The organism is Polycyclovorans algicola TG408 (assembly GCF_000711245.1).
Classification (GTDB): Bacteria; Pseudomonadota; Gammaproteobacteria; order Nevskiales; family Nevskiaceae; genus Polycyclovorans; species Polycyclovorans algicola.
The window spans coordinates 2,064,115-2,089,811 of record NZ_JOMH01000001.1; the positions used below are offsets into that span (position 1 = coordinate 2,064,115).

At 66.1% G+C, this 25,697-nt stretch carries 28 protein-coding genes; 17 read left to right on the forward strand and 11 right to left on the reverse strand.

Annotation, left to right across the window (positions count from 1 at the left end):
• Positions 1-202: 202 nt before the first annotated feature.
• From mnmA to gspG, 10 genes are read right to left on the reverse strand one after another with little or no spacing between them, the layout of a single operon-like run.
• Complete coding sequence (gene mnmA, locus U741_RS0109835) at positions 203-1,321, reverse strand: tRNA 2-thiouridine(34) synthase MnmA (protein ID WP_235200264.1); 1,119 nt, start codon at positions 1,319-1,321, stop codon at positions 203-205.
• Positions 1,318-1,767 carry an NUDIX hydrolase gene (locus U741_RS0109840; RefSeq protein WP_029890300.1) on the reverse strand — a complete coding sequence of 150 codons (450 nt, stop codon included), beginning with the start codon at positions 1,765-1,767 and terminating at the stop codon, positions 1,318-1,320. The genes mnmA and U741_RS0109840 overlap by 4 nt, the downstream gene beginning before the upstream one ends.
• Positions 1,764-2,540, reverse strand: a complete 777-nt coding sequence (locus U741_RS0109845) for a type II secretion system protein N (RefSeq protein ID WP_029890301.1) — start codon at positions 2,538-2,540, stop codon at positions 1,764-1,766. The genes U741_RS0109840 and U741_RS0109845 overlap by 4 nt, the downstream gene beginning before the upstream one ends.
• Positions 2,537-3,028 (reverse strand): type II secretion system protein M, encoded by a 492-nt coding sequence (locus U741_RS18385; protein ID WP_052378676.1) that lies wholly within the window; start codon positions 3,026-3,028, stop codon positions 2,537-2,539. The genes U741_RS0109845 and U741_RS18385 overlap by 4 nt, the downstream gene beginning before the upstream one ends.
• The gene (gspL, locus tag U741_RS0109855; RefSeq protein ID WP_029890303.1) at positions 3,028-4,269 is read right to left on the reverse strand and encodes a type II secretion system protein GspL; all 1,242 of its coding nucleotides are present in this window, start codon (positions 4,267-4,269) and stop codon (positions 3,028-3,030) included. The genes U741_RS18385 and gspL overlap by 1 nt, the downstream gene beginning before the upstream one ends.
• 35 nt (positions 4,270-4,304) lie before the next feature.
• Positions 4,305-5,240 (reverse strand): type II secretion system minor pseudopilin GspK, encoded by a 936-nt coding sequence (gene gspK, locus U741_RS0109860; RefSeq protein ID WP_029890304.1) that lies wholly within the window; start codon positions 5,238-5,240, stop codon positions 4,305-4,307.
• The gene (gspJ, locus tag U741_RS0109865) at positions 5,240-5,989 is read right to left on the reverse strand and encodes a type II secretion system minor pseudopilin GspJ (protein WP_052378677.1); all 750 of its coding nucleotides are present in this window, start codon (positions 5,987-5,989) and stop codon (positions 5,240-5,242) included. Before gspJ ends, gspK begins: the two co-directional genes overlap by 1 nt.
• Positions 5,986-6,375, reverse strand: coding sequence for a type II secretion system minor pseudopilin GspI (gene gspI, locus U741_RS0109870; protein WP_052378678.1), 390 nt, complete (start codon positions 6,373-6,375; stop codon positions 5,986-5,988). Before gspI ends, gspJ begins: the two co-directional genes overlap by 4 nt.
• Entirely contained in the window at positions 6,372-6,908 is a 537-nt protein-coding gene (gene gspH / locus U741_RS0109875) for a type II secretion system minor pseudopilin GspH (protein ID WP_029890307.1), read from the reverse strand. Before gspH ends, gspI begins: the two co-directional genes overlap by 4 nt.
• An 8-nt stretch (positions 6,909-6,916) precedes the next feature.
• Positions 6,917-7,357 (reverse strand): type II secretion system major pseudopilin GspG, encoded by a 441-nt coding sequence (gspG, locus tag U741_RS0109880; protein ID WP_029890308.1) that lies wholly within the window; start codon positions 7,355-7,357, stop codon positions 6,917-6,919.
• 102 nt (positions 7,358-7,459) lie between these two features.
• Between gspG and rrtA the strand changes: the two genes are divergently transcribed.
• The 12 genes from rrtA to U741_RS0109940 all read left to right on the forward strand — a co-directional run bounded on the left by rrtA (position 7,460) and on the right by U741_RS0109940 (position 17,899).
• Positions 7,460-8,026: a rhombosortase gene (gene rrtA / locus U741_RS0109885; protein WP_043110256.1), complete on the forward strand. Its 567-nt coding sequence runs from the start codon at positions 7,460-7,462 to the stop codon at positions 8,024-8,026.
• A gap of 34 nt (positions 8,027-8,060) precedes the next feature.
• Complete coding sequence (gene fabD, locus U741_RS0109890) at positions 8,061-8,993, forward strand: ACP S-malonyltransferase (RefSeq protein ID WP_029890310.1); 933 nt, start codon at positions 8,061-8,063, stop codon at positions 8,991-8,993.
• Between the two features lie 46 nt (positions 8,994-9,039).
• On the forward strand, positions 9,040-9,768 hold the full coding sequence (gene fabG / locus U741_RS0109895) for a 3-oxoacyl-ACP reductase FabG (RefSeq protein ID WP_029890311.1): 729 nt from the start codon (positions 9,040-9,042) through the stop codon (positions 9,766-9,768).
• Between the two features lie 102 nt (positions 9,769-9,870).
• On the forward strand, positions 9,871-10,116 hold the full coding sequence (acpP, locus tag U741_RS0109900; RefSeq protein WP_029890312.1) for an acyl carrier protein: 246 nt from the start codon (positions 9,871-9,873) through the stop codon (positions 10,114-10,116).
• A gap of 96 nt (positions 10,117-10,212) precedes the next feature.
• On the forward strand, positions 10,213-11,451 hold the full coding sequence (fabF, locus tag U741_RS0109905) for a beta-ketoacyl-ACP synthase II (RefSeq protein ID WP_029890313.1): 1,239 nt from the start codon (positions 10,213-10,215) through the stop codon (positions 11,449-11,451).
• A 61-nt stretch (positions 11,452-11,512) separates the two neighbouring features.
• On the forward strand, positions 11,513-12,832 hold the full coding sequence (locus tag U741_RS0109910; RefSeq protein WP_029890314.1) for an aminodeoxychorismate synthase component I: 1,320 nt from the start codon (positions 11,513-11,515) through the stop codon (positions 12,830-12,832).
• A gap of 20 nt (positions 12,833-12,852) precedes the next feature.
• Entirely contained in the window at positions 12,853-13,653 is an 801-nt protein-coding gene (locus U741_RS18390) for an aminotransferase class IV (protein WP_052378680.1), read from the forward strand.
• Complete coding sequence (gene mltG / locus U741_RS0109920) at positions 13,641-14,780, forward strand: endolytic transglycosylase MltG (protein ID WP_084154788.1); 1,140 nt, start codon at positions 13,641-13,643, stop codon at positions 14,778-14,780. The genes U741_RS18390 and mltG overlap by 13 nt, the downstream gene beginning before the upstream one ends.
• Positions 14,777-15,412 (forward strand): dTMP kinase, encoded by a 636-nt coding sequence (gene tmk, locus U741_RS0109925; RefSeq protein ID WP_029890317.1) that lies wholly within the window; start codon positions 14,777-14,779, stop codon positions 15,410-15,412. Before mltG ends, tmk begins: the two co-directional genes overlap by 4 nt.
• On the forward strand, positions 15,409-16,377 hold the full coding sequence (locus tag U741_RS18395) for a DNA polymerase III subunit (RefSeq protein ID WP_052378682.1): 969 nt from the start codon (positions 15,409-15,411) through the stop codon (positions 16,375-16,377). Before tmk ends, U741_RS18395 begins: the two co-directional genes overlap by 4 nt.
• 36 nt (positions 16,378-16,413) lie before the next feature.
• Complete coding sequence (locus U741_RS0109935) at positions 16,414-16,776, forward strand: PilZ domain-containing protein (protein ID WP_029890319.1); 363 nt, start codon at positions 16,414-16,416, stop codon at positions 16,774-16,776.
• 67 nt (positions 16,777-16,843) lie between these two features.
• The gene (locus U741_RS0109940) at positions 16,844-17,899 is read left to right on the forward strand and encodes an NAD(P)-dependent alcohol dehydrogenase (protein WP_029890320.1); all 1,056 of its coding nucleotides are present in this window, start codon (positions 16,844-16,846) and stop codon (positions 17,897-17,899) included.
• A gap of 58 nt (positions 17,900-17,957) precedes the next feature.
• Here the strand turns inward: U741_RS0109940 and U741_RS19225 are convergent, their stop codons facing one another.
• A complete protein-coding gene (locus tag U741_RS19225; protein WP_029890321.1) occupies positions 17,958-19,103 on the reverse strand; it encodes a prolipoprotein diacylglyceryl transferase in 1,146 nt (381 codons plus the stop codon).
• A 180-nt stretch (positions 19,104-19,283) separates the two neighbouring features.
• Between U741_RS19225 and U741_RS0109950 the strand changes: the two genes are divergently transcribed.
• The 5 genes from U741_RS0109950 (at position 19,284) to U741_RS18400 (ending at position 25,563) form a co-directional block, all read left to right on the forward strand.
• Positions 19,284-20,705: a 3-oxoacyl-ACP reductase gene (locus U741_RS0109950; RefSeq protein ID WP_029890322.1), complete on the forward strand. Its 1,422-nt coding sequence runs from the start codon at positions 19,284-19,286 to the stop codon at positions 20,703-20,705.
• Positions 20,698-21,318, forward strand: a complete 621-nt coding sequence (ribA, locus tag U741_RS0109955) for a GTP cyclohydrolase II (protein WP_235200266.1) — start codon at positions 20,698-20,700, stop codon at positions 21,316-21,318. Before U741_RS0109950 ends, ribA begins: the two co-directional genes overlap by 8 nt.
• Positions 21,315-23,300, forward strand: coding sequence for an AarF/UbiB family protein (locus U741_RS0109960; protein ID WP_052378683.1), 1,986 nt, complete (start codon positions 21,315-21,317; stop codon positions 23,298-23,300). The genes ribA and U741_RS0109960 overlap by 4 nt, the downstream gene beginning before the upstream one ends.
• 17 nt (positions 23,301-23,317) lie before the next feature.
• The gene (locus U741_RS0109965) at positions 23,318-24,352 is read left to right on the forward strand and encodes a quinone-dependent dihydroorotate dehydrogenase (RefSeq protein WP_029890325.1); all 1,035 of its coding nucleotides are present in this window, start codon (positions 23,318-23,320) and stop codon (positions 24,350-24,352) included.
• Between the two features lie 74 nt (positions 24,353-24,426).
• Positions 24,427-25,563, forward strand: a complete 1,137-nt coding sequence (locus U741_RS18400; protein ID WP_052378684.1) for an OmpA family protein — start codon at positions 24,427-24,429, stop codon at positions 25,561-25,563.
• Positions 25,564-25,697: the final 134 nt, after the last annotated feature.

Below are 25,697 nucleotides of genomic sequence, written 5' to 3' on the forward strand. Positions count from 1 at the left end.
TTTGACGCAGTGGCGCCCGGTTGGCGTCGCGAAGGCAGCTTTCAGGCCGCGCTATTCCGCAACGTTGCAACGGGCTCGGCAGGCGTTTTGCGCCTCACGGCACGGAAGATCGGGGTTGTTGTCGTCGATGCAGGCGCGCGCCGACAGGTCGCAGGCCAGTTGGCAACTGCCGATTGCTGACCGGTCGTCGCCGCGCGCCCCGTCAGGGCAACCCATGGCCGGCGAGTTCGCCGCTGCCCAGGCACTCCATGCCGTCATAAAGCACCAGATACTGACCGGGCGCGGCGGCACGTTGCGGTTGCTCAAACTGCACCGTCAGGCGGCCCTCGGTATCGACCGACTCAACTTGGCAGGCTTGCAAGGTCTGGCGGTGACGGATGCGCGCCAGTAGCGGGCGCTGTAGCGTCGCCGGTCGGTTGATCCAGTGAAACGGTTCGGTGTGCAGGCATCGGTGCATGATCAGCGGATCTTGCGGGTTCTGCGACGCGATCAGCCGGCGCCGCGCCGCGTCCTTGCCGACGACATACCACGGTGCCTCGGCGGCGCCGCGCCGGCCGCCGACATGTAAGCCCTTTCGCTGACCCAAGGTGAAATGGTGCAGGCCGGCGTGCTGACCGATCACGGTGCCGGCAGTGTCGACGATTTCGCCCGGCGCGTCAGCGAGATACCGCGCCAGAAATTCGCGGAAGGCGCGTTCACCGATAAAGCAGATGCCGGTGGAGTCCTTCTTGCGGTGCACGTCCAGCCCGATGTCACGCGCCACCGCCCTGACCGCGGGTTTGTCGTACCCCCCCAGCGGGAAGTAGACCTTCCGCAACTGCTCGGGACGCACTGCTGACAAAAAGTAGGTCTGGTCCTTGTCCTCGGTGACCGAGCGCATCAGGTGCGGGCCGTCGTCGGCGTGTTCGATGCGCGCGTAGTGGCCGGTCGCAATACCGTCGGCCCCCAGGCGCAGCGCGTACTCGCGAAACGGCTGAAATTTGACCTCGCGGTTGCACAGCACGTCCGGGTTGGGCGTTTTGCCCGCCCGGTAGTCGTCCAGAAACTGCTGGAACACCCGCGCCCGGTAATCGGCAGCGAAGTCGACGCGCAGCAGTGGAATGTCCAGTTGCTCGGCGACGCGGCGGGCGTCCTGAAAGTCTTCGGCGGCCGAGCAATAGCCTTCTTCGTCTTCGGTCCAGTTGACCATGAACAGGCCGGTGACCTGGCAGCCCTGCTGCTTGAGCAGGTGGGCGGTGACCGACGAGTCGACCCCGCCGGACATGCCCACCACGACGTGCTGACCGGGCTGCGGCAGGGTGTTGCCGACGGCCGCGCTCACAGGTGGGCGAGGGCGCTCAATGGCAGGCGGCACCCGGCGCGGTAGTCGTCGATGCAGCGCTGCACCATCGGGCTGCGGTGGCGCACGGCCTGCTCGCGCAGTTCGGCGTCGGTCATCCAGCAGGAGCGCAAAATGCCGGTGTCGAGCTTGCGGTCTTTGTCAAAGGTGTCGGGCGTGCCGATGAAGGCGATCCGCACAAACGGATAGTCCAGCCCCTCGGGGTGATGCACATACACACCCAGCAGTGCGTCGATGCGAACCTGCCACGCGGTTTCTTCCAGGGTTTCGCGAATGGCGCCCTCGACGAAGGTTTCACCCGGTTCCCAGTGCCCGGCGGGCTGGTTGAGCACCTGCTCCCCGTCGGCGAGTTCTTCGACCATCAGGAACTGCCCACCGCGCTCGATGACCGTGGCCAGCACGATATGCGGCGATTCAGTCCAGCTCATGGCATGCGGCCCTCGCGCTGCAGGCGATACCAGCCTTGGGCATCCGGCTGGCCCAGGCCACCCAGCAGATTCCGGATGATGGGCGGCGCGTCATCGCGGGGGCGCAGGCGCAGGTCGACGTTTTGGCGGCGGTCGAAAAACTGGCGGGCCGTGCCCTCGACTTCCAGCGGGCCCTCAAGACTTTTCAGGGTGGCGACCAGCACGGCGTGGCCGTCGTCGCCGGGTTCATCACTCAGCACCGCCTCAATGTCGCCCAGGACAATGGGGTTGCGCCCCAGCGCCCAGGTCAGCCCGCTGAGCGTCACCGTGCCGTCGACGGCGGTGGGCCACTGACCGCGCGCGGCGGCGTGGTCCAGGTCCAGACGCCAGCGGCCGTTGACCGGCAAAAAGTCTTGGCCGATGGCCTGCAGCAGTGTGCGCACGTCGCCGCCGGCGCGCAGGTCATCCACGCTGAGCGTGCCCCACGGTGTGGCCTTGACCTGGCCGAGCGCGCTGCCGCCCAGCACCTGGCCCTCAATCACATAACCCCAACCGGCGCCGAACAACGCGGTGGGGCGCCAGCGCCAGGAAATTTGTTCGGCCAGCCTGCGTTGCTGTTGCATCAGGCCCTGAAGCCGGCCGTTGATCATGGTGCCGCTGAGCCTTTCGACCTGTATCGGCAACGGTTGCGGCGCCCATTGCCAAAGCGTTGCGGCGGGGGCCATGGCGACCACGCCAATCAGAAATGCAATGACGCCCAGTAGCGGCGCCAGCCAGATCAGCCGGCGGCTCACGATGCGCGCACCAGGGTCAGTCGAGCGTTGACGCGGCCCGGCTGTTCGCTGCGTTCAAGGTCGATGGTCTGGGCGCGTACGCCCTGCTTTCGCTCAAGGTCATCGACCCATCGCAGCAGGTTCTCAAAGGCGATTTCGTCGATCCAGACCCGTACTTCACGGTCCTGCTCGGGTTGGATGCGGCTCGGCGGCGTGTCGGTGAGGCCGGCGCGTGCGGCGCGGTCGACGGTCGCCAGCAGTGCGCCGCTGGCCACGCTGGGCCGCGCCTGCTGGGTGCCGTCGCCCACTTCGGCACCGATTTCTTCAAGACGAACCGCCACAGCGCGTGCCGCGTCCAGCGCCGCCGCCTGTTGTTGACGGTGCTGCACCAGCGGTTCCCAGACCAGCAGAAAGAGCAGGGTCAGGGTCAGTGCGCCGCCGGCAACCAGCACCATGATCCGCTCGCGCGGCGCCAGTCGTGCCCAGTGACCAATGAGTTGATCGCGCATCAGGAGGCGCTCCGGCGTTGCAGGCGCAGCCGAATCTGCGCGCCGTCGGCCCCGGCATTGGCCGACTGCACGTCAAGCTCAACGGCCGTGTCGTCGGCGAAGCGGGCACGCAGGGCCTCAAGCGGCTGCAGGCTGCTGCCAGTGAGGCTCGCCACCAGCGCGCCCTCACGGAACTGCAGACTTTGTAGTTGCAGGCCTTCGACCGATTCCAGCGCCGTCGACAACGGTGCCAGCAAGCCCAGGAATGCCTGGCCGCCGTTGCCGCTGCGCAGCTCGGCGAGCTGTTGTTCGGCCTGGGCGCTGAGGTCGACGATGCGCGTCTGACCGGGGAACAGTTGCTGGAAGCGGGCGATGTTGGCGCCTTCCTGCTCAGCCACTTGGGCGGCGAGACGCTGCCCGGCGACGATGTGCTCGACCCCGATCAGCACCATCAGACTCGCGGCCAGCGCCAGCGGCCAGCGCCACGGTTTGAAGACGGCGGCGAAATCACCGCTGGGGGCGTAAGCGCCCTGCAGGAGGTTCAGCGCGCTCAGCCGCAGCAGTTGCGGGTGCAATTGCGGCAGCAGCACCGCCAATCCAGAGCCAAAGCCAGGCCGCAGGCTGGGCGCGTGCGGCAATGCCGTCAGATCGGGGGCGGTCTGGCCGACCAGAAACAGCGTCAACCCCTTCGGATTTTCGGCAGTGCCAAGCGCCATGGCCAGCGCGGTGGGCAGATCGTCGACGTCGCACTGAAAGCTGGCCCACGGCCGGTGGCGGACGGTGACCAGGTCGTTTTCCAGCCACGCGTAAAGCTGGGTGTCGTCGGGCTCGGGCAGCCCCAGCACGTCGGGAATGATCAGGTCGGGGTGCAGATTTACCGAGCGTAACAACGCCAGCCCGGCTTCAAAGCGCTGGCGGCGCAGGCTCAGCAGCGGGAAGCCTTCGGGCTGGCGCGGTGCGGCAATCAGATGCAGGTCGTCAGGCTCGTCGGCGACGGCATCTTCAAGGCTGAAACGCGCTGCCTGGACCGCCCGGCTGGTTTGTTTGACCGGCAGGTCGATCTGGTCAAGGCGGACGTCGCCCGCGGGCCACAGCACCACCAGGCGCTTGCCGAAGGCCAGCGCGGCAAGCGCGTTCAGCGGGGCCTGTTCCACCGGCCATGACTGCAGGGCCTCCGCCGGCGCCACGCAGTATTCGCAGGGCGTCGTGTCGGGTGCGTCATCGCCGGCCGGTGGTAATCGGAGGTAGAGGGTTTCGCGCAAGGTCAGGGTCGGCTGTTCTGGGCGTTATCGCCGCTTCAATCGGGGTGGGCCCCGCGCGCCAGCACCGTGGGCGGCGCGCCTGTGGGTCGATAAATCAGATGATACAAGCCCACCCGGCTACTGCCTATGAGCGCTTCGCTTTCCAACCCGAAGAACTGGCTGTTGACGTCAATGGGCGGCGCGTCGACGTTGAGGCCGGCTTCGATGGCCGAGACGTCCTGCAGCGGCAGCTCGCCCCGCGATTCGAGAAAGTCGGTCAGCTCAGGGCCGGGCGTTTCCACCAGGCTGAGCAGCACCGGTTCGGTGGCCGTGTTGACGTTGATGTGGCTGCCCACCACCGGCAGTGCGGTGACGTGCGGCCGCAGCAGCTCGTAGATTTCGCGGGTCATGCCCTTGACCGCCATCAGCTCGCCAACGTCGACCATGGGGCGGTCGGCCGTGCGGTATGGCGGTGAAAAGCCCAGGTATTCGGTTTCTTCGGCGCCGTCGAAGCCGGTGGGTTCCTGGTCCTTGTCGACCCAGTCGCGAATCACCGAGGTGACGGCGACCGCCTCAAAGTCGGTGCCGGCGCCGAGCAACACGAACAGTCGCTGGAAGTGGCCCGCGTATCGCGCCTGGGCTTCGGCGTCGACGCTGGCCAGATTGTTGAGGTTGAAGCGGCCCTGCAGGTCTTCGAGGCGACCGCGCAGTACGCCTTCGTCAACCGGCAGGTAGTCGACCGGCTGCGCCCAGGGTTCGTCAAGGCTGTCGTACTCGGCGGTTTCGGCGTCGCGCTGCAGGATGGTCATCACCCACTGCTCGACCCCCTCGATGTACCACCAGCCCATTTCGCTTTCCTGCAGGGTCTGCGCACGATGCAGGGCGATCTGATGGCTGACCGCCATCGCGGTGGCGGCGATGGTGGCGATCGTCACCACCAGAATGGCGGTGATCAACGCCACGCCGCGCTGTTGTCCACGGGCGGCGCGCATCAGCTGAAGGGGTCGCCGGGCGGCGGTGTTGCTGCGGGCGGCGGGGTGACGTCTGGTGTGGCGTCGCCATCGTCATCGGCATCGCTATCGGGCAGGGCATCGGGGTCAGTGACCGGCACCTGTCCCGCGCCCTGGATGATCTGGCTGGCGGTGGGCGGAATGCCGGCCTTGAAGCGCCATTGCAGCTCGCCCCAGTCCTCGGTCTCGAGGGTGATCTCGACCATCAGCGGCAGCTCGTTGGTCTCGCCCAGCCACTCGTCGGTCCATTCCTGGTTCTCGCCGAGGAAGCGCCACGTCACGGCCTCAACGTTTTCGAGCAAGCCCAGTTCGACCGGCTCGCTGTCTTGCGCCATGTCAAGCACCCGCCAGCTGTCGCGGAACAGGGTGCCTTCGGTGAGCCGATAACGGACGCGCTGAAAGCTGGTGCGGGGCTGGCGCAGCGGGTTTTGCCAGCCGGCGCGGGTGAACGTGACATCGGCCTCAGGCTGTGCCAGGAACGGCGGCTGGGCATCACCAAACGGGTCGCGGATACCGCGCGCGCTGAGTTGTCGAATGTCGTCGCGCATGCGCCGGTAACTGCGCTGGAATTCGGCGGTGCGGTCCATCGCGGCCTCAACCCCGACACGGGTGTCGAGCACGCTGCGCAGACCGCCGTAGGCCAGGACCGACATGATCGAGAAGATCAGCAGCACGACGATGAGTTCGAGCAGCGTGAAGCCGGTCTGCGGTAGTCGGGACGTCTTGGTCATGGCGGCGCCGTGCCGCCACTGCCGCTGGGGTTGCGCATGAAGGTGGAAAGCTGGGCGTAGCGATTTTCACCGTCTGCATCGCGGACAACGATGTCGATGCGTCGCAGCGCAGGGTCTTGGGTGGCTTGCACGGTGGTTTCCCATTCCCACTCGAAGCCGCCCATGTCGGCGGTGTCGTCCTGGTCGCCCTCTTCGGGCCACTGCGGCTGGCTCATCACCTCGCTGAGCTGGTTTTGCGCCACCCACATGGCAAGCGTGCGCAGACGCAGGTGGTGGGCGGTGTCGGCGTAGCGCGCCATGCCGGACAGCACCGCCGCCATGGCGATGGCCAGCACCACCAGCGCGGCGAGCACCTCGATCAGCGTAAAGCCGCGCGCGCGACTCACTCGCCGACCTCGTCGCGGGGGATCTGCTCACGTTTGATGCGACCGAGCACGTCGACCTCGACGCGGTAGGCAAGGTCAAGATCACCGGCGAACAGATCGATGACCATGGGTGTGACTTCGCCGCTGGACAGAAACAACCCCAGCGGCTCCATCGAGGCCGCGGCGTCTTCGAGCTGCACGGCCGGCGGCATTGGACGTCCCTCGATGCGCAGACGCATCTCGATGGGCTCGGGAATGACCTGGGCGCGAAACACACCGTTCTCGGCATAGGGCATCCAGCGACCGTCGCCGCCAATGGCGACCCATTGCCATTGGGTCTCGGTGGGGCGAAAACCGATGAACAGGCCCTGCAATTCGGCTTCTTCCTGCGCCAGCGCCAGCATGCGGTGCAGCTTCTGAGCTTCGTTGTCGAGGCGGTCGGCGACGTTGCGGCCGCTCACCGAAAACATGGCGAAGGTGATCATCACGCCGATGATCAGCACCACCACCATGATTTCGAGCAGCGTGAAACCCAGGGTGCGACGCCGCTGCACGGGCCTGCTCAGTTCAGATTCCAGTTCCCGATATCGGCGGCGACGCCTTCACCGCCACTGCGACCGTCAGCGCCGAAGGAGAAGATGTCGAACTCGGCGCGCGTGCCGGGATACAAATACTGGTAGGGCGTGCCCCAGGGGTCGTTGGGCAGGCTCTGGATGTAGCCGCCCGACTTCCAGTTGCGGGGTTCGGGCTCGCCGCTGGGCTTTTCGACCAGTGCTTCGAGACCCTGCTGGGTGCTCGGGTAATTGAAGTTGTCGAGGCGGTACAGGTTGAGTGAAGCCTCGAGCATGCGGATGTCCTGGCGTGCCTTGGTCATGCGGGCATCGTCCGGTCGATCCATGATGCGCGGCACCACCACCGCCGCGAGAATGCCGAGGATGACCACCACGACCATGATTTCGATCAGGGTGAAGCCGCGGGCGCGGCGGGAGAGGGCAGTGCGCATGGAATCCGTTCTGGGTGATGGAGGAGCGTCATCGGTGGCGGCGGGCAACCGCAAGGCCACGTTGAAGTTTTTGGATCATAACAAAGGGCCTGGGTTCCTCTGATGAAAGGGGCCGCCCTCCTGCTGGCAATATTTGCCGCGCTCGAAGCCGCCCGGCCGTGGTGTTTCGAGGCCCTGCGCTATGACCGCGACGGCCTGCTGCAGGGTGAGCTTTGGCGATTGCTGAGCGCCCACTTCGTGCACCTGGGCCCGGTCCACGCGCTGATGAACGGCATCGGTGTGGTGTTGCTGGTTCTGCTGTGCCAGCCGCGCTGGAGCATTGCCGGCTGGTGCTGGCGCAGCGCCGCGCTGGCGCTGCCGATCAGCCTAGGCTTGCTGGCCGCACTGCCCGGCCTTTCCAGCTATGTCGGGTTTTCCGGCGTCGCCCACGGCCTGTTCGTGCTCGGCTTGTGGCCGTTGGCGCGCCAGGGCGACTGGATTGCGCGCGGCTGCCTGGTGTATCTGGTGGGCAAGCTTGGCTGGGAGATGATCTTCGGTGCGGCGGTGATCGACAGCCAGTGGATTGGCGGCGCCGTGATTGTCGAAGCCCACAGTTTCGGCGCCCTGGCGGCGGCGGCAGGGCTTGCGGCACGGGCATGGCTTGACGCGCGGGGGGCGTCTCGCCGCTAATGTCGCCCCTCGAAGCCTTGGGTCAAATTTACCTATGACATTTGCGATGCTGTTTCCGGGACAGGGCTCCCAAGCCGTGGGCATGTTGGGCGACTGGACGCACCCTCGGGTGGTCGAAACCTTTGCCGAGGCCGGCGACGCCCTCGGTTACGACCTGGCAACGCTGGTGCGCTCAGGTCCCGAAGCCGAGCTGAACCGCACGGATCGCACCCAGCCGGCGCTGCTCGCCGCCAGCATCGCGCTGTGGCGCGTCTGGCAGGCCGAGGGCGGTGCCACGCCGGTGGCCATGGCCGGCCACAGCCTCGGTGAGTATTCGGCGCTGGTCGCTGCCGGCGCGCTCGACTTCGCCGCCGGCCTGAGGCTGGTCGAACGGCGTGGCCAGTTGATGCAGACCGCCGTGCCCGAAGGTGAAGGCGGCATGGTCGCGGTCATTGGCCTTGAAGATGAGGCGGTCGAGGCCCTGTGCGCCCGCTGCCCACTCGACGCCGTGCTGTCGCCGGTCAATTACAACGCACCGGGCCAGGTGGTGGTGGCCGGTGCGCGCGCCGCGCTCGATTGGCTGGAAGCCGAAGGCAAGGCCGCCGGTGCCCGCATGCTGGTGCGCCTGCCGGTGTCGGTGCCGTCGCACTGTGCGCTGATGAAGCCTGCGGCCCTCGAATTTGCCCGAGATCTGGATGCCGTCACGCTGCAGATGCCCGAGGTGCCGGTCTTGCACAACGTCGACGCCAGCCCGCGCGTTGATCTCGGCGGCGTGCGTGCCGCGCTCGCCAGCCAGATGCACCAACCGGTGCGCTGGTCGCAGACCCTGCTGGTGCTGCAGGGACAGGGCATTACAGCGCTGGCCGAATGCGGCCCCGGCAAGGTTCTGGCCGGCCTGGCCAAGCGCACGCTCAAGGGTGTGCCGTGTCACGCGCTCGAGTCGCCAGCAGGGCTGGCGAGTGCACAAACCGCGATTGCGGCAAAATAACCCCCATTAGAAGCGCTCGACGACTGATTGGGCGCGTGAGAAAACGATGAAGAAACTGGAAGGACAAACCGCCTGGGTGACTGGCGCGAGTCGTGGTATCGGGCGGGCCATCGCCCGGCGCTTGGCCGAGGATGGCGCCAAAGTGATCGGCACCGCCACGAGTCAGGCGGGGGCCGATGGCATTACCGCGGCGCTGGCCGAGTTCGGCGGGCAGGGCGCAGTGCTGGACGTGCGCGAGCCCGAGGCCGCCGAGGCACTGCTCAAAGCGGCAGGCGCGCCGACTATTCTGGTCAACAATGCCGGAGTCACCCGTGACCAATTGCTGATGCGCATGAAGGATGAGGATTGGGACGCGGTGATTGCCACCGACCTGACCAGCGTCTTTCGGCTGACGCGTGCGGTTCTCAAAAGCATGATGAAGGCGCGCCACGGCCGTATCATCAGCATCGGCTCGGTGGTCGGCACGCGCGGCAATCCCGGGCAAACCAACTATTGCGCGGCCAAGGCCGGACTGGTCGGCTTTTCTAAATCGCTGGCGCAGGAAATCGGCTCCAGAGGTATCACGGTCAATGTGGTGGCACCGGGTTTCATCGCCACCGACATGACCGACGCGCTTGCCGAAGCAACGCGCGAGAGTTTGTTGTCTGCAGTTCCGCTGGGTCGTCTGGGGGCACCGGAAGACATCGCCAATGCGGTGGCCTTCCTTGCCTCGACGGAGGCCGGGTACATTACCGGCGAAACCTTGCACATCAATGGTGGTTTGCACATGGCCTGAGCGGGCTTCCCCCGCCTCCAAGGCCAAACGGGGAACGCTGTTTCCCTTCCTTTTATCCCTTTACAATAGGGCGGCTTTCGCCCAATCAGTCAGGAGTGACGCATGAGCAGTCTCGAAGAGAAAGTTAAGAAAATCATCGCTGAGCAGTTGTCAGTTGCCGAAGACCAGATCACCCCTGACGCTTCGTTTGTCGAAGACCTCGGTGCTGACTCGCTCGACACCGTTGAACTGGTGATGGCGCTGGAAGAAGAGTTCGAGATCGATATTCCTGACGAAGAAGCCGAAAAGATCGTGACCTTCAACGACGTGCTCAAGTACATCAAGAATCACGCCAAGCTCGAAGGCTGATTCGCGTCACCGATGGGGCCGCCCGGTGCGGCCCCATTTTGTTTTCTGCCCTCGCGCGCGGAGGGCAATTTGAAAAGTGTCACTTAAGGAATTCTCATGTCCCGTCGCGTTGTTGTGACCGGCCTCGGCACCATTTCGCCGGTCGGCAATACCGTTGCCGAAGCGTGGTCTGCAGTTTGTGAAGGGCGTTCGGGCATCCGCCCGGTGACCGCTTACGACATCAGCGCCTACACCACGCGCATCGCTGGGACCATCATCGACTTCGATCCTTCGCAGTGGATGAGCGTCAAGGACGTCAAGCGCACTGATGAATTTATCCAGTTCGGCGTCGCCGCCGCCAAGCAGGCGATGCAGGACTCCGGAATCGAAATTACTGACGAAAATCGCGAGCGCATCGGCGTTTGCGTGGGGTCTGGCATCGGCGGTATTGGCACCATCGAGGCCGAATGCCGGGTCTTGCACGCCAGTGGCCCGCGGCGTTTGTCGCCGTTTTTCGTGCCGTCGTCGATCATCAACATGATTTCGGGCTACATCTCCATTGACCTCGGCATCACCGGGCCCAACCTCGCCACGGTCAGCGCCTGCACCACCGGCGCCCATGCCATCGGCGTGGCCTACCGCATGATCCAGTACGGCGATGCCGACATCTTCATCGCCGGCGGCGCGGAATACGGTTCGGCACCGGCCGGCATGGCGGGCTTCTGCCAGGCGCGTGCCATGTCGACCCGCAATGATGACCCCACCGTTGCCAGTCGCCCGTTTGATGCCGGCCGCGATGGTTTCGTGCTCGGCGACGGTGCCGGGGTGCTGGTGCTGGAGTCGCTGGAAAGCGCGCAGGCGCGTGGCGCCAAGATTTACGCCGAAATCGTCGGCTTCGGCATGTCGGGGGATGCATCGCACATCACGCTGCCGCCCGACGACGGCAACGGTGCGCGACGTGCCATGGTCAACGCCATGAAGGATGCCAAGGTCAATCCTGACGAGGTTGACTACATCAACGCGCATGGCACCTCGACGCCGGCGGGTGACGTGGCCGAAACCGTGGCCATCAAGGCCGCTTTCGGTGAGCGCGCCTACAAGTTGCCGGTGTCGTCGACCAAGTCGGTGACCGGGCATCTGTTGGGTGCGGCCGGTGGGATCGAAGCCGTGTTCTCGGTGCTGGCGCTGCAGGACCAGGTGATTCCGCCGACCATGAACCTCACCGACCCTGACCCCAAATGTGACCTGGACTACGTGCCCCACACCGCGCGTCAGGCCAAGCTCAACCTGGTGCTGTCCAACTCCTTCGGGTTTGGTGGGACCAACGGCACTCTGGCGTTCAAGCGCTACGCTTGACAATGGGTTACGCCGCCGCGGCATGCCGGCGGCCGTGACCTGACGTGACGGCCGCCCGATGATGCACGTCGTAGAAGGCTCACCGGCATTCGGCGACCTGTTGTGTTTGCAGGCGGCCGATCCGGCGCGGTTCCCCTGCCTGCTCGAAAGCGCCGCTGCGCACCCACGCTCTGGCCGCTTCGATGTGTTGATGATGGTCGACCCGTCAGCCGCCGTTGAAACCGTGGACGATGTTGATCCATTTGCCTTGCTCGACGCCCGCTTGGCCGCCTTGCCGCCCTGCGCGCCGCATCCGCTGCTGCCCTTCGTCGGTGGTTATGCGCTGTTTCTGGCGTACGAAGCCGGGCGGTGGGTGGAGCCGCGCTGGCAGCCTCATGCCCGACCCAGTGGCCTGCCCGAGGCGCAGTTGCTGCGTGTGCCGGCCGCGCTGATGCGGGATCGCACCGACGGCCGGATTTATGCCGTCAGCGAACGCAGTCAAGCCGAGGCGCAGGGGCTGCTCGATGCACTTGCCGCCGCGCCGCCACGGTCACCGCCGGGCAACCCGGTGCTGGCCTCGCTGGCCGCGGAGCCTGCCGACGATTTTCTGGCCGGCGTGGCGCGCATTCACGACTGGCTGCGCGCTGGGGACGTGTTTCAGGTCAACCTGTCGCGGCGTTGGTCCGGCACCCTGGCCGACGGCGTCGACCCCGCACACCTGCATCTGGCGCTGCGCGCGGCCAACCCGGCACCGTTTGCCGCCAGTTGGCGGGGCGCAGGCTGGTCGGTGGTCAGTTCATCGCCAGAGCGGCTGATCAGCATTCGCAGTGATCGCGTCGACACCCGGCCCATTGCCGGCACCACTGCGCGTGGCATGGATGCCACCGCCGACACCCAGGCCATCGTCAACCTGCGCGCCAGTGCCAAGGAGCGCGCCGAACACATCATGCTGATCGACCTCGAACGCAACGATCTTGGCCGGGTCTGTACACCCGGCAGCGTTGTGGTCGACGAGTTGATGACGGTCGAAACTTACCCGCATGTGCATCATCTGGTGTCCAACGTCAGTGGCCGTTTGCGGCGCGGTGTCGGCGCGGGCACTGCGCTGCGCGCGGTGTTTCCCGGCGGCACGATCACTGGGTGCCCCAAGGTGCGCTGCATGGAAATCATCACCGAGCTTGAGTCGGGCCAGCGCGGTGCCTACACCGGCGCGATTGCTTACGCGTCGCGCTGCGGGCAGTTCGACAGCAACATACTGATTCGCAGCCTCACCGTGGTCGGCCGGCAGTTGAGCCTGCGGGCCGGGGCCGGCATCGTCGCCGACTCGCGTGCCGACACCGAACTGGCCGAAACCGAGGCCAAGGCGCGCGGCATGCTCCGGGCGTTGGGGTTGGCCGGGTGAGGGCCCTTGTCGATGGGGGGGTGGTTGATCAGACCCGTGCGGTCGATGCCAATACCGACGGCGTGTTCCGCACCTTGCTGGTGTGGGGCGGGGTCATTGTCGACGCGGCTGCGCAGCATGCCGTCCTGCAGGACGATGCGCGGCGACTGGGGCTGAGCGCCGCGCCGCTGGCCATCTGGCAGGCGGACAGCCTCACCGCGCTGGATGGCGAACCGCGCGCCGCCTTGCGCTGGTCGGTGGTTCGGGCTGCGGATGGCAGTCACCCCGTCACATCGCGGCGTCGGGTCGCGGCCAGGCCGTTGCCACCCGACCGACCGCCGCAGAACTGGACGCACGGTGTCCACGCCGATGTCAGCCCGGTGCGGCTCATGGGGCCGCCGACGCGGGCCGGCATCAAGCATCTGGACCGTTCGCAGCAGCGCGAGGGCGCGCGCGGGTGGTCGCCTGACCAGGCTGAAGCACTGATGTGCGATGACGCCGGCCATCTGGTGTGTGGCACACGCAGCAACCTGTTCTGGGTGTCGCAAGGCGAGTTGTTCACGCCGCCCTTGGACCGCGTCGGTGTGCGTGGTCTGATGCATCGTAAAATCGAGGCGCTGGCGGATGCGCTGGGCTTGCGGCTCAGCCCTCGGCGGGTCCGTCCGGAACAATTGAATGATGCCGAGGAGCTTTTCGTGACCAACAGCCTGATCGGACTCTGGCCCGTGCGCAGCGTGGGAGCGCAGCAATGGCGGGCGCCCGGTCCGGTCACCCGGAAATTGCTGCCAGCGCTGCAGCATCCCTTGGCCGATCACATGCGGGAGACGCCATGCGTCGGTTGATCATGGGGCTGTGGGCGGTGTTCGTGTTGAGTCTGGTCGGCGCGCTGGCGCTGGGCCTGTGGGCGCGCTTCGAGCTGCTCACCCCCGACACCGTGAGTGAAGAATCCCGCCTCGAAATCGCCCCGGGCACGTCTTATCAGGGGGCCCTGGGGCAGCTCATCGACGCAGGTCGGCTGAGCCGCCGCGAAGCGCTCTGGCTGCGCATTGAGGCCCGCCTGGTCGGCGCCCCGGAGGTCAAGGCCGGCGAATACCGGCTGGCGCCGGAGCAGAGCCCGTACCAGCTCCGCGACCTGCTGGTCGGCGGCGACGTGCTGTTGCACCGCATTCAAATCGTCGAAGGCTGGACCACCCAACAGGCGGTGGCGGCGGTGCGTCGCGATCCGGCCATCGTCCAAGAGCTGACCGAAGAAGACTTGGCGCTGAACCGTCTGATGGCGGCGCTGGGCCTTGAGGGTGAATCGGCCGAAGGGCGTTTCAAGCCCGACACTTACGCGTTTCCCAAAGGCACCACCGACCGCGCGTTTCTGCGCCGTGCGGCGCTTGCGCAGACCGCCGAGCTTGAACGCTGGTGGTCACAGCGGGCCGATGACCTGCCGCTGGACAATCCCGACGAGCTGCTGATTCTCGCCTCAATCATCGAAAAGGAGACCGGTCTGTCGGAAGAGCGCTTTGAGGTTGCCGGGGTGTTCATCAACCGGCTGCGGCGCGGTATGCGGCTGCAGACCGACCCGACCGTGGCTTATGGCGTGGCCGCCGATTTTTCCGGTCGTCTGTTGCGCAAGCATCTCGACACCGACACCCCGTTCAACACCTACACCCGTGACGGGCTGCCGCCCACAGCCATCTGTCTGCCGGGCAGCGCCTCGTTGCAGGCGGCGGTCGAACCGGCCGTCACCGACAAGCTGTTTTTTGTCGCGCGCGGTGACGGCAGTGGCGGCCACGTGTTCTCGAAGACGCTGGCCGAGCACAATGCCGCCGTGCAGCGCTATCGCGAGGCAATACGCGCCCAGCGGCTGCCGCCGCCAACGCCGGCGGCCGAGCCCGCGGTCACGCCAATCCCTGACGATGCGCCGGTGGCGGCTCCTGCCGACCTGCCGGCCGACACACCCGAAGCAGACCTCGAATGACCACTCGCGGTCGGCTGATCACCCTCGAAGGCGGCGAAGGCGCGGGCAAGAGCACGCTCGCCAGCGGACTGGTCGCGGCGCTTGCCGGCCAGGGGCGCAGCGTGGTGCAAACCCGTGAACCCGGCGGCTCACCGCTGGCCGAAGCGCTGCGTGGCCTGGTGTTGCAGTCCTGGGACGAGGGTATGACCCCGCAGACCGAGGCGCTGATCATGTCGGCGGCGCGCGCCGCACATTGGCGGGCCAAGATTGCTCCGGCACTGGCGGCCGGGCAGTGGGTGATCTGTGATCGCTTCATCGACTCCACTGCGGCCTATCAGGGCAGTGCTGGCGTCACACCGGCCCAGTTGACTGCGCTGGCCGAGTTGGCCGTCGACGGGCATCGGCCGGACCTGACGCTGCTGGTCGATCTCGACCCCGAAGTCGGTCTGTCGCGTGCCCGCCAGCGCGGTGACGGCAACCGGTTTGAAGCCGCCGAAATGGCGCGCCATCAGCGCATTCGCACCGCGTTTCTGGCTGCCGCTGCGGCCGAGCCGCAACGCTTTCGGGTGCTCGACGGCATGTTGTCGGCCGAGGCGCTGTTGGCGGCGGCCATCGCCGCGGTGGTCGACGCGCAACAGGGCGGGTCCGCATGACCGACGCGCGGGCCCCCTTCGCCTTCAAACCCCTGCCGTGGCACACGCCGCTGGTGTTGCGTTGGCGCGAGGCGGCGCAGCACGATGTTCGCCCCCAGGCGACCCTGCTCGCCGGCCCACCCGGCAGCGGCAAGGCCTGGCTGGCCCAGGTGCTGGTCGCCGAAACCCTGTGCGAGCAACCGGTCGACGGCCCCTGCGGCCAGTGCAGCAGTTGCCACAAGTTGGCGCATGGCCTGCACCCCGACCTGATCTGGCTGCAGCGGGAGGTCGACGAAAAAACTGGCCGGCGGCGACGTGATATTCAGGTTGTGCAGGTGCGGCGGCTGATCGAGCGTCTGCACCTGAGCACGCATTACGCGCGCGGCCGGGTCGCGGTCATCGAGCCGGTGGAAGCGCTCAACGCAACCTCGACCAACGCCCTGCTGAAGACGTTGGAAGAGCCGCCCGCCGGCACCCATCTGATTCTCATCAGTGATCGGCCGCAGGCGCTGCTGGCGACCCTGCGCTCGCGTTGTGCGATCTGGCGCTGCCCGACGCCGACGCCGGATGAGGGGCGGGCGTGGCTGCGCGGGCAGGGTATCGACCCGGCCCCGGTGCCGTGGGCGCTGACCGCGCCACTGCAGGTCAAGCAATGGGCCGATGCCGAGCAACTGAGCGTGTTCGCCCGCTGGGATGACAACTGGCGCGCCGTGGCTGCGGGCCGCATGGCCCCGCTGGCGGCAGCGGCTGAGGTGGGCAAGGACGACGCGGCATCGTTTGTCGTCTGGCTGACCCGCTGGTGTCATCGCGGCATGACCCTGGCCGCCGAAGAAAACCAGCCCGCGCGGCTGCGGGCACTCGACGCGTTACTCGACGAGGTCATGGCCGCACCGGCGCAGCTGGCGGGCAATGTGCAGCCGGCGTTGCTGCTCGAATCGCTGGCCATCGGCTGGTGGCGTGCCACCGCCGCGCTGCGCCGTGTGTAAACTCGGGCCCATATTAAAACCCGTCGTCACACGCTCATGAACCAGTCGCCGCGCAACGGTCCCACCCAACCCGGCATCCTGACGCTTAGCATCAAGGACAAAGCCTCGCTGTCGGCGGCGTACATGCCGTTCGTCAAGAACGGGGGGTTGTTCGTGCCCACGACCAAGGAATACCGACTGGGCGACGAGGTGTTCATGCTGCTCACGCTGATGGAAGACCCTGAGCGCATTCCGGTCGCCGGCAAGGTGGTCTGGGTGACGCCGCGTGGCGCCCAGAACAAGCGGCCGCAGGGCATCGGCGTGCAGTTCAGCGGGTCTGACAACGGTGCCACGCAGCGCAAGGTCGAAGGTCTGCTGGCCGGCGCGCTGGGACACGACCGCGCGTCGCATACCCTGTAGCTTGACCACGGGCCAAGGCCTCTCAAGGCCTCTCAAGGCCATTTTTCCAGTTTCCGGAGGTTCCCCGATGACGATGACGCACGCCTATGCCGCCCCTGACGCCACCCAACCGCTAGCGCCCTGGACCTTGCAGCGCCGCGCGCCCCAGGCGCACGACGTCGATATTGAAATTCTTTACTGCGGCGTTTGCCATTCCGATGTCCACACCGCGCGCAGCGAATGGGGCGTCACGGTGTATCCCTGCGTGCCGGGTCACGAAATTATCGGCCGCGTCACGGCGGTGGGTGGCGCAGTGACGCGCTTCAAGGCCGGGCAAACGGTTGGCGTCGGCTGTCTGGTCGATGCCTGCCGACAATGCGGCGCCTGCGATGACGGGCTGGAACAGTACTGCGAGCGCGGCTTTACCGGCACCTATAACGGCAAGGACAAACACCTTGGCGGGGTCACCTTTGGCGGCTATTCAACGCGCATCGTGGTCGATGAAAATTTCGTGCTGCGGGTGCCGGACAACCTCGATCCGGCGGCTGCCGCGCCGCTGCTGTGTGCCGGGATCACCCTCTATTCACCGCTGCGGCACTGGAAGGTGGTGCCCGGCATGTCGGTGGGCATCGTCGGGCTGGGGGGCCTCGGCCACATGGGCGTCAAGCTGGCCCATGCGATGGGTGCCAAGGTCACCCTGTTCACCACCACCCCGGCCAAGGGCGCCGATGCGCAGCGACTGGGCGCCGACGAAGTGGTGGTGTCCACCGACGCCGCGCAGATGAAGGCCCAGGCCAAGCGCTTTGACCTGATCATCAATACGGTGGCCGTGGCCCATGATTTGAATCCGTATCTCGCTGCGCTCAAGCGTGACGGCACGCTGGTGTTGATCGGCGTGCCAGAAAAGCCGCACCCGACGCCGGCTGCGAGCAATCTGATCTTTCAACGTCGCAGCATTGGCGGGTCATTGATCGGCGGCATTGCCGAAACCCAGGAGATGCTCAATTTCTGCGGCGAGCACGGCATCGTCTCGGACATCGAACTGATCAAGATGCAGGACATCAACTATGCTTATGACCGCATGGTGCGCAGCGATGTGCGCTATCGCTTCGTGATTGATCTGGCGTCGTTGAAGCAGGCTTAAGACCTCAAGAAACCCCCGGCCGGTTTGGCCGGGGCTGTACTGCGCCAAGCGGCGACTTTCAGGGCACGTAGAGGGTGCCGCGCACCGTGTGCGGCCAGAGCCGCCCTTTGCGGTCTTGCAGGCCGGCGCCGACGGTGATGTCGTATTCGCCGGACTGCTCCAGTTTGAAGATCAGCAGGTGGTCATTGGCCGGCGAGATGGTCCATTCGCCGTCGAGCACGATGCCGCCGCGGATCACTTCGACGTTGCGGGACACGCTGCGCACGCTGTCGAAGCCGCCGTCGGTCATCAGCACGATGGCACGGTTGAACGACGCCGTACCGACATGAACGACGCCGAGCTGCTCTGGCGTGGTTGGGCGAAGCCACCAGGCCTCGGGATCATCCGAGGCAACCTGTGGGGCAGGCGCTGCTGTGGAGGCGGCGCGGCGGGTGGCTTGTGGCGCAGCGGTCGGGGCGGGCGTCCGCGGCTTTGAGCGGGCGTCGATGTCATGCGACGACGGTGCGATGGCGTTGTCGGCCAGCGGCGTGCCGGTGGACAGGGTTGACCCGCCGCCGGGTGCCTCGGTTGTTGCCGCTGCGGCACGATCAGGCGTGGGCGTGGGCGTGGGCGTGGGCGTGGGGCTGGGCGCTGCGGTGGCCGACGGCGACGGTTTTGGCTTTGCGGTGGCCGTGGGGGCCGGGGTTTTGCTGGGTGTCGGTGCCGCAGTGGGGCTCGCCGAGGGCGTCGGCGTCTGGCTGGGCGTCGGTGTGGCGTCACCGGCATCGCCATCGTCATTGCCCGCCATGTCGGCTTCGCCTTCAGCGCCCGCCTCCGCTTGCGACTCGGTGTCGGCGTCGGTCTGGGGTGAGGTGTCGCCCGTGTCCTCTTCGGACAACTCGGCCAGGCGTTCGGCGTCATCGGTCAGGGTGTCGGACTCGTCGCTTGGCGTGCTCTCTTCGGTTGGGGCCGGGGCGTCCATGTCTTCCGAAAGCTGATCCGGTTCGGGCGGCGTGACATCAACCACCGTCTCGTCGACGCCCATCAGCAAGCGTCCTGAAGGCAATGGCGCAGGGTCGAGCGGGCGATCAAGAATCTGCTCTGCCGTGACCCGCTTATCGGTGGCGGCCTGGTTCGAAGTCTCGATGGGGTTCAGCCTCTGCAGGCCAAAATAGGTCCCCAGCGCCGCAGCCACCGCTGCGAGGGTGATCATGAGAAAACGCATCGTGGGTCTATCTCCTCAAGCTGAATCGGGTGCCGACTGTGGTCTCGGCTCATCTTGAGGTTAGCAGGAAGCCCGCCCGCCAACTGGCCCATTTGGCCGCCGCGCCAAGCGGCGAGGTCAATGCGCTGCGATAATGCGCGGCTTACTGTCGCGGCCCTATTTTGTGTTGAGGTTTTTCCCATGACCGACCGCTATTTCGAGTTCACGCACTCGCCGTTTGGCAAGTCGATTTCCAATCTGCTGGGCTTGCCGCAGCCACCAAAGCTCGAACGGGCCGAAAGCCCCTGGGCGGTCGCGCCGCTTGACGGTCAATCGGTGCTGCTCGCGGCCGCCCCTGGGTCAACGGCAGTGGCCGCGCTCCTCAAGTCGCTGAGTGCGATGGGCGCCAGCATTCGCATCGCGCCGGACCACGGTGGTCTCGCGGTCATCAAGTCCGCTGCACAGAAAGCGAAGATTGCCCTGGCCAGCGAGCCCGCCGCCGACAGTGGCGAGTCAGCGAGCCCCTGCATCGTGTTCGATGCCACCGGGTGCGAACAACCCGAAGACCTGCGCGCGCTGTACGACCTGTTTCACGCTCATATTGCCCGCCTGTCGGCGCGCGGTAGGGTGCTGGTGATTGGTCGTATCGCTGATGCCCAGACCGACGTTGGCGCGCGGACCTGTGCGGCGGCGCTGCGCGGCTTCGTCAAGTCGCTGGCCAAGGAGGTCGGCAAGAAAGGTTCGACCGTCAATCACATCGAGCTTGAAAGCGGCGCCGAAGCGCAGTTGGATGCCGCCCTGCGGTTTCTGTTGACGCCGCATGCTGCCTACGTGACCGGGCAGACGCTGACCGTCAGTGTGGGCACTGGCAAGACACCGACGCTACCGGGCTCGCTGCACGGCAAGGTGGCTGTGGTGACCGGCGCAGCGCGCGGCATCGGCGCGTCCATCGCCGAGACCCTGGTGCGTGAAGGCGCGCAGGTCGTCGGCATCGATCACCCGTCGCAGGAAGGCGCGTTGGGCGAGACCCTGAGCCGTTTGGGTGGCCACGGCATGGCACTGGACGTGACGGCGGCTGACGCCGGCGAGCGCATCGCGACCGAGGTGGCCGAGAAGTTTGGCGGTATCGACATCATCGTCCACAACGCCGGCGTCACCCGCGACAAGATGATTCGCAACATGCCGCCGCATTTCTGGGACTTGGTGCTTGACATCAACCTCGGCTCGATTCTGCGTATCAATGAACGCCTGCTCAAAAGTGGCCTCAATGAAGGCGCGCGGGTGGTGTGCATTTCGTCGATTGGCGGCATCGCCGGCAACCCGGGGCAGACCAATTACGCGGCGACCAAGGCCGGCATCATTGGTTACGTGGCTGGCTTGGCACCGACCCTGGCTGAGCAGGGCGGCGCCATCAACGCCATCGCGCCGGGCTATATCGAAACGCAGATGACGGCGCAGATGCCGGTTGCCCCGCGTGAGGTCGGCCGACGACTCAGTTCGTTGTCCCAGGGCGGGCTGCCGCAGGACATCGCCGAAGCCGTGGTGTTCTTCGCCTCGCCGGCGGCGGCCGGGATCAACGGCAGCACGCTGCGTGTCTGTGGGCAGAATTTTGTCGGTGCCTGAAACCGCCGCAGTTCGTCCCATGGTGCCGTTGCGGCGCCTGGCGACCTCGCGTCTGCCCACGCCGCACGGCCTGTTCCATATGGCGGTGTTTGCCGCCGATGATGACAAGGAGCACGTCGCGCTGTGGATGGGTGCACTCGAGGAAGGTCTGCCGCTGGTACGGATTCATTCCGAATGCCTGACCGGCGATGCCTTCATGTCGCTGCGCTGCGACTGTGGCCCCCAGTTGCAGTCGGCGCTGGCGCATATTGCCGCCGAAGGTCGCGGTGCGGTGATCTATTTGCGTCAAGAAGGACGCGGCATTGGTCTGGCCAACAAGATTCGCGCCTATGCCTTGCAGGACAGCGGCGCTGACACCGTCGAGGCCAATCACCAGCTGGGGCTGCCGGTCGATGCGCGTGATTTCAGCATTGCCGTGGCCATGCTGGAAACCCTGAACGTACGACGTCTGCGGCTGATGACCAACAACCCGCGCAAGCTCGACGAGTTGCAGCGTGCCGGTTTCGAGGTGGTCGAGCGGGTGCCGATTCAGATCGTCGCCAACCCCTACAACGCGGCTTATCTTGAAACCAAGGCGCGCAAGATGGGGCACCTGCTGGACCCGGACGCGTGAAAGCGCCGCGCCCGCCTGAGCCGGTCAAGCGCGCCAGCCTGCTGGGCAGCCTCGGCCAGTTTTCGCTCTCCACGGTGCGCGCCACTCGCGGCTTTTCGCCGCTGATCAAGCTGTTGGGCAGTGAGGCCGACGCCACCCGCAGCGACCTGTCGGCGGCCGTCGACAGCGCGTTTGCCGGGCTTTATCAGCACCCGTTGTTGCAGCAGAGTGGCCGGCTCACCGGTTATCTGCGCCAGCGCGGCATGATTCCCAACGAGGCGTCCACCGAAGAGCTGATCCGCTTCTTGGTCGACCAGGCGATGGCGCGCAGCCCCATGCCGGTGCCGCAGGCGCTGGTCGATGAGTTCTGGCATTTCTTCAACGAGCTGTTTGCCAGCCCCGAACTGAAAGGCCTGGGCGAACTCGGGCTCGACATGGTGCGGCTGGTGCTCAAGACCTATGAGCCGATGCTGGTCGAGATCGTCAACTTGCTCAAGGCCGGGCGGCGCTTTAACCAGTGGCAGCTCGATGAAGTGATGCGTCGCGTCGCATTGATTCGCAGTGACCTGGTGATCATGCGTCGTCAGATCAAGGCGCTGCGTCATATTCGGCCGTTCTTCGCCGCCGACCCGGCCGACTTTGCCGCACAGGCGAAAATCGTCGCGCAGATGGTCCGCGAGTTTGGCCCGTTCTTCGTCAAGATGGCGCAGGTCGCCGCCGCCAATGCCGACCTGCTGCCGGACGAGATCGCCCGCGAACTGGCGGTGTTTCACGAAGACGTCCCGGCCATGACCGAGGCCGAGGTTAACGCCGCATTCCTGGAGTGCTACGGCGAGATGCCGCATAAGCGCTACCTCGACTTTGACCCGGCGAGACCGGTCAAGTCGGGTTCGATCGGCAGCGTTTACTTCGCCAAGAAGCCGTTCATCGAAGACGGCCTTGAAGTGCTGCGCCCGGTGGTGATCAAGGTCGGACGCCATAACATCGACCGCGAATTCGTGATCGGCAAGATGGTCATGGGGCTGGCCATCATGTCGTCGCAGTATTGGGCGCCGCACTCGCGGCTGGCGCCGTTTCTGCGCGCCATGCAGGAGCAGGTTGACGAGTTCGTGGCCGGCTTCGTTGACGAACTCGACTTCGATGCCGAGGCCGCGCATCACCAGCGTTTCTTCGAGCGTGCCCGCCACTCGCAGATCTGGCACGTGCCCGAAATTTACGGTCACAGCCGCCGCATCATCGAGATGGAATACCTCGCCGATGCCGTCAGCCTGCCGCGGGCCCTGGCCAAGCGCTCGCCGCGTGAGCAGCGACGTTTTCAGCGACAGATCGTGCAGCGGCTCAGCTTCACCGTGGTGCGCCACATGCTGCGCCACCAGGAGATGCACGGTGACCTGCACCCCGGCAACATCATGGTCGGTGATGATGGCCGCCTGCACCTGATCGACTGGGGCAATGTCGTGTCGCTGGAGGGCAAGTGGAATGCGGTCTGGGACTATCTTGCGGCGGCCATTCTGGCCGATACCGGTTTGTTGGCCGACGCGTTGATTCGCATGAGCACGGCGCCTGATCCGGGTTCGGCGCGTCGCCAGGACATCATCGCCGCGCTCGACGACACGCTGCGCCGTAAGGGCATCACGCCGCTGACGCGTCGCAACCTGCTGACCGAACTGCGTCGCGACGGCTGGGCCGGTCTGCATCGCCGCGGCCATGCGGTCCTGCAACTGATGAGCAATACCCAGCAACTGGGCGTGGTGATTCGCAAGGACTACCTGCACCTGTCGCGGGCGCTGTTCGCCGCCGCCGGCAGCGTCGGCGCGCTTTACGAGGGCGCCCCCAAGCGGCGCCTGTTGCAGGACCTGCTGATGGGCGGCGCCCAATTTCCGCTGATGCTGGCGCGCGAGTCCTTGGCCGAGCGGCTTGGCCGCAGCCGCACACGGTCGCCGCGCCCGGTCCCGGCGCTAATGAACGGTGGTGCCGAGCGCCTGGCGCTGGGCAACCGATAAAAGTTCGAGAACCGCGCATGCTTTACGCCGCCGCCCGCAGTGCACTTTTCAGGCTGGATGCCGAGACGGCGCATGAGCTGACCCTTGCCAGCTTTCAGCACCTGCCGCGTTTGGCGACGCTGCCGTTTCAGCAAACCCCGGTCGATGACCCGGTGGACTGTCTCGGGCTGCGGTTTCGCAACCGGGTCGGTTTGGCCGCAGGGCTCGACAAGAACGGCGCCTGCCTGGAGGCCTGGGCGCGGCTCGGCTTCGGCTTTGTCGAGGTCGGCACGGTGACGCCGCGGCCGCAGCCCGGCAACCCGCGTCCTCGCATGTTTCGCTTGCCCGAGCATGGGGCGCTGATCAATCGTCTCGGCTTCAACAATGATGGCGTCGATGCGCTGGTGCGCAATGTTCAGCGTGCGCGCTATGACGGCGTTCTGGGCATCAACATCGGCAAAAACGCGGTCACCGCCATCGACGATGCGGCCGACGACTACTGTCTGTGCCTTGAGAAGGTTTACCCGCACGCCGACTACGTGACGGTGAACATTTCCAGCCCCAACACCGCCAACCTGCGGTCGCTGCAAACCGAAGGGCCGCTGGCAGCGTTGTTGGGCCGGGTAACCGATGCGCGCGCCCGGCTGGCCGATCGCCACGGTCGCCGTGTGCCGCTGCTGATCAAGATTGCGCCCGACATGGATACCGAGTCCATCAAGCGCGTCGCCGAGACCGTGCAGGCCAGCGGCATGGACGGCCTGATCGCCACCAACACCACGCTAAGCCGCGACGCCGTCAAGGGCGCACGGCACGCAGGGGAGGCTGGCGGCTTGTCGGGGCGGCCGCTCAGCCTCATGAGCTGCCAGGCCTTGCGGCAGGCGAGGGCGGCCGTTGGGCCCGATTTCCCCATTATCGGCGTCGGCGGTATCTACGATGCTACGGGTGCGCGGGAGCGCATCGCTGCGGGGGCGACGCTGTTGCAGATCTACACCGGTTTCATCTACGAAGGCCCGGCCCTGGTGTCGTCACTGGCAAAGGCCGTCGCGGCACCGCAACATGCCGCATCGCGTTAAACGGCGGCCCCGATTTCTGCACGCGGTTGTCGCAGACGGATATTTCTAAAACGTACAATTTTTCGGGGGCAATAATGACATTCAAAACCTCTTGGGCCTTGGCTGGCCTGGCACTGATCGCGACCGGCGCGGTGACGGCGAGCGAGCAGGGCCTCGGCTATCCGTATGTGGGCGGCAACTTTGTCTACGAACTGAGCGACGGTGATCGCAATTCTGACGACGGGATCGGCTTTCACCTGACCTTTGGCCTGCCGGTGCGCGTGTTCGACGACGTTGATGTCGAATTTGGCTACTCGGCGCTACAGCGTGACCGCGATATTGACGGGCGCACCGACTACACGCGCACCATCCACGCCGATTTTCTTTACCGTTTCGCCCAGCAGCGATTCCTGGGCGACGGATCGCCCGGCTTTGGCAGCCCGGTGCTGTATCCCTTCGGTTTGGCCGGTCTGGGTCTGGTTGAAGAAGACGCCGCGGGCAGCAGCGGCTACCACCTCGGCGCCAGCCTTGGCGGTGGTGCGCTCATTGACGTCGGCCTGCCCTACGACAGCCTGGTGCGCACCGAGCTGCGCGCGCTCTACCAGCGCAACGATGACACCGTGCCGGGCAACAGCTCGATTCTCGATTTTCGCGTAATGGTGGGTTTGCAGTTGCCGATTCCGGGCTTCGGTGACGCGCCTGCCGCCATGCCGCCGCCTGCGCCCCCGCGTCCGTCCTGCGAGGTCGCCGTGGTTGACCCCGTCACCGGGCGCACCGACTGCGACACCGACTCTGACGGCGATGGCGTGTTCGACAGCCTCGACCAATGCCCCGGCAGCCTGCCTGGCGCGGTCGTCGATGCCACCGGCTGCCCGGTCGAGCTGGCGCCGCAGGTCATTCGCGGCGTCAATTTCGAGTTCGACTCGGCGGTGCTCACGGCCGAGTCCAAAGAGATCCTCAAGGACACCGCCACCGCGCTCAAGAGCATGAGCGACCCCAATCTGCTGGTTGAGATTGGTGGCCACACCGACGGGCAAGGCAGCGAGTCTTACAACCGGCGCCTGTCACAAGCGCGTGCCGAGTCGGTGCGTCAGTACCTGATCGTTCGCGGCGTGCCGCCAGACCAACTCACCGCCAAGGGCTACGGCGCCAGCCAGCCGCTCACCGACAATGACTCCGAAGAAGGGCGCGCCGAGAACCGCCGCGTCGAGTTCCGCATCGTGCTGCGCTGAACCCTGCGGCTTGATCAAAACCCCCGCCATGCGGGGGTTTTTTGTTGCGTAACGCAAAAGCCCCGCAGGGCGCGGGGCTTGACCGGGGGTCTGGTGCGCGTCATTGGATGTGCCGTAAGTCGATCCTGCGACCC

Excerpts from the sequence above, each read along its gene's own strand:
- U741_RS0109840 (WP_029890300.1), bottom strand. The coding sequence starts at position 1,767 with ATGAGCTGGACTGAATCGCCGCATATCGTGCTGGCCACGGTCATCGAG.
- U741_RS18385 (WP_052378676.1), bottom strand. The coding sequence starts at position 3,028 with ATGCGCGATCAACTCATTGGTCACTGGGCACGACTGGCGCCGCGCGAG.
- gspK (WP_029890304.1), bottom strand. The coding sequence starts at position 5,240 with ATGCGCGCCGCCCGTGGACAACAGCGCGGCGTGGCGTTGATCACCGCC.
- gspJ (WP_052378677.1), bottom strand. The coding sequence starts at position 5,989 with ATGACCAAGACGTCCCGACTACCGCAGACCGGCTTCACGCTGCTCGAA.
- gspG (WP_029890308.1), bottom strand. The coding sequence starts at position 7,357 with ATGCGCACTGCCCTCTCCCGCCGCGCCCGCGGCTTCACCCTGATCGAA.
- rrtA (WP_043110256.1), top strand. The coding sequence starts at position 7,460 with ATGAAAGGGGCCGCCCTCCTGCTGGCAATATTTGCCGCGCTCGAAGCC.
- fabD (WP_029890310.1), top strand. The coding sequence starts at position 8,061 with ATGACATTTGCGATGCTGTTTCCGGGACAGGGCTCCCAAGCCGTGGGC.
- fabG (WP_029890311.1), top strand. The coding sequence starts at position 9,040 with ATGAAGAAACTGGAAGGACAAACCGCCTGGGTGACTGGCGCGAGTCGT.
- acpP (WP_029890312.1), top strand. The coding sequence starts at position 9,871 with ATGAGCAGTCTCGAAGAGAAAGTTAAGAAAATCATCGCTGAGCAGTTG.
- fabF (WP_029890313.1), top strand. The coding sequence starts at position 10,213 with ATGTCCCGTCGCGTTGTTGTGACCGGCCTCGGCACCATTTCGCCGGTC.
- U741_RS0109910 (WP_029890314.1), top strand. The coding sequence starts at position 11,513 with ATGCACGTCGTAGAAGGCTCACCGGCATTCGGCGACCTGTTGTGTTTG.
- mltG (WP_084154788.1), top strand. The coding sequence starts at position 13,641 with ATGCGTCGGTTGATCATGGGGCTGTGGGCGGTGTTCGTGTTGAGTCTG.
- tmk (WP_029890317.1), top strand. The coding sequence starts at position 14,777 with ATGACCACTCGCGGTCGGCTGATCACCCTCGAAGGCGGCGAAGGCGCG.
- U741_RS18395 (WP_052378682.1), top strand. The coding sequence starts at position 15,409 with ATGACCGACGCGCGGGCCCCCTTCGCCTTCAAACCCCTGCCGTGGCAC.
- U741_RS0109935 (WP_029890319.1), top strand. The coding sequence starts at position 16,414 with ATGAACCAGTCGCCGCGCAACGGTCCCACCCAACCCGGCATCCTGACG.
- U741_RS0109940 (WP_029890320.1), top strand. The coding sequence starts at position 16,844 with ATGACGATGACGCACGCCTATGCCGCCCCTGACGCCACCCAACCGCTA.
- U741_RS19225 (WP_029890321.1), bottom strand. The coding sequence starts at position 19,103 with ATGCGTTTTCTCATGATCACCCTCGCAGCGGTGGCTGCGGCGCTGGGG.
- U741_RS0109950 (WP_029890322.1), top strand. The coding sequence starts at position 19,284 with ATGACCGACCGCTATTTCGAGTTCACGCACTCGCCGTTTGGCAAGTCG.
- U741_RS0109965 (WP_029890325.1), top strand. The coding sequence starts at position 23,318 with ATGCTTTACGCCGCCGCCCGCAGTGCACTTTTCAGGCTGGATGCCGAG.
- U741_RS18400 (WP_052378684.1), top strand. The coding sequence starts at position 24,427 with ATGACATTCAAAACCTCTTGGGCCTTGGCTGGCCTGGCACTGATCGCG.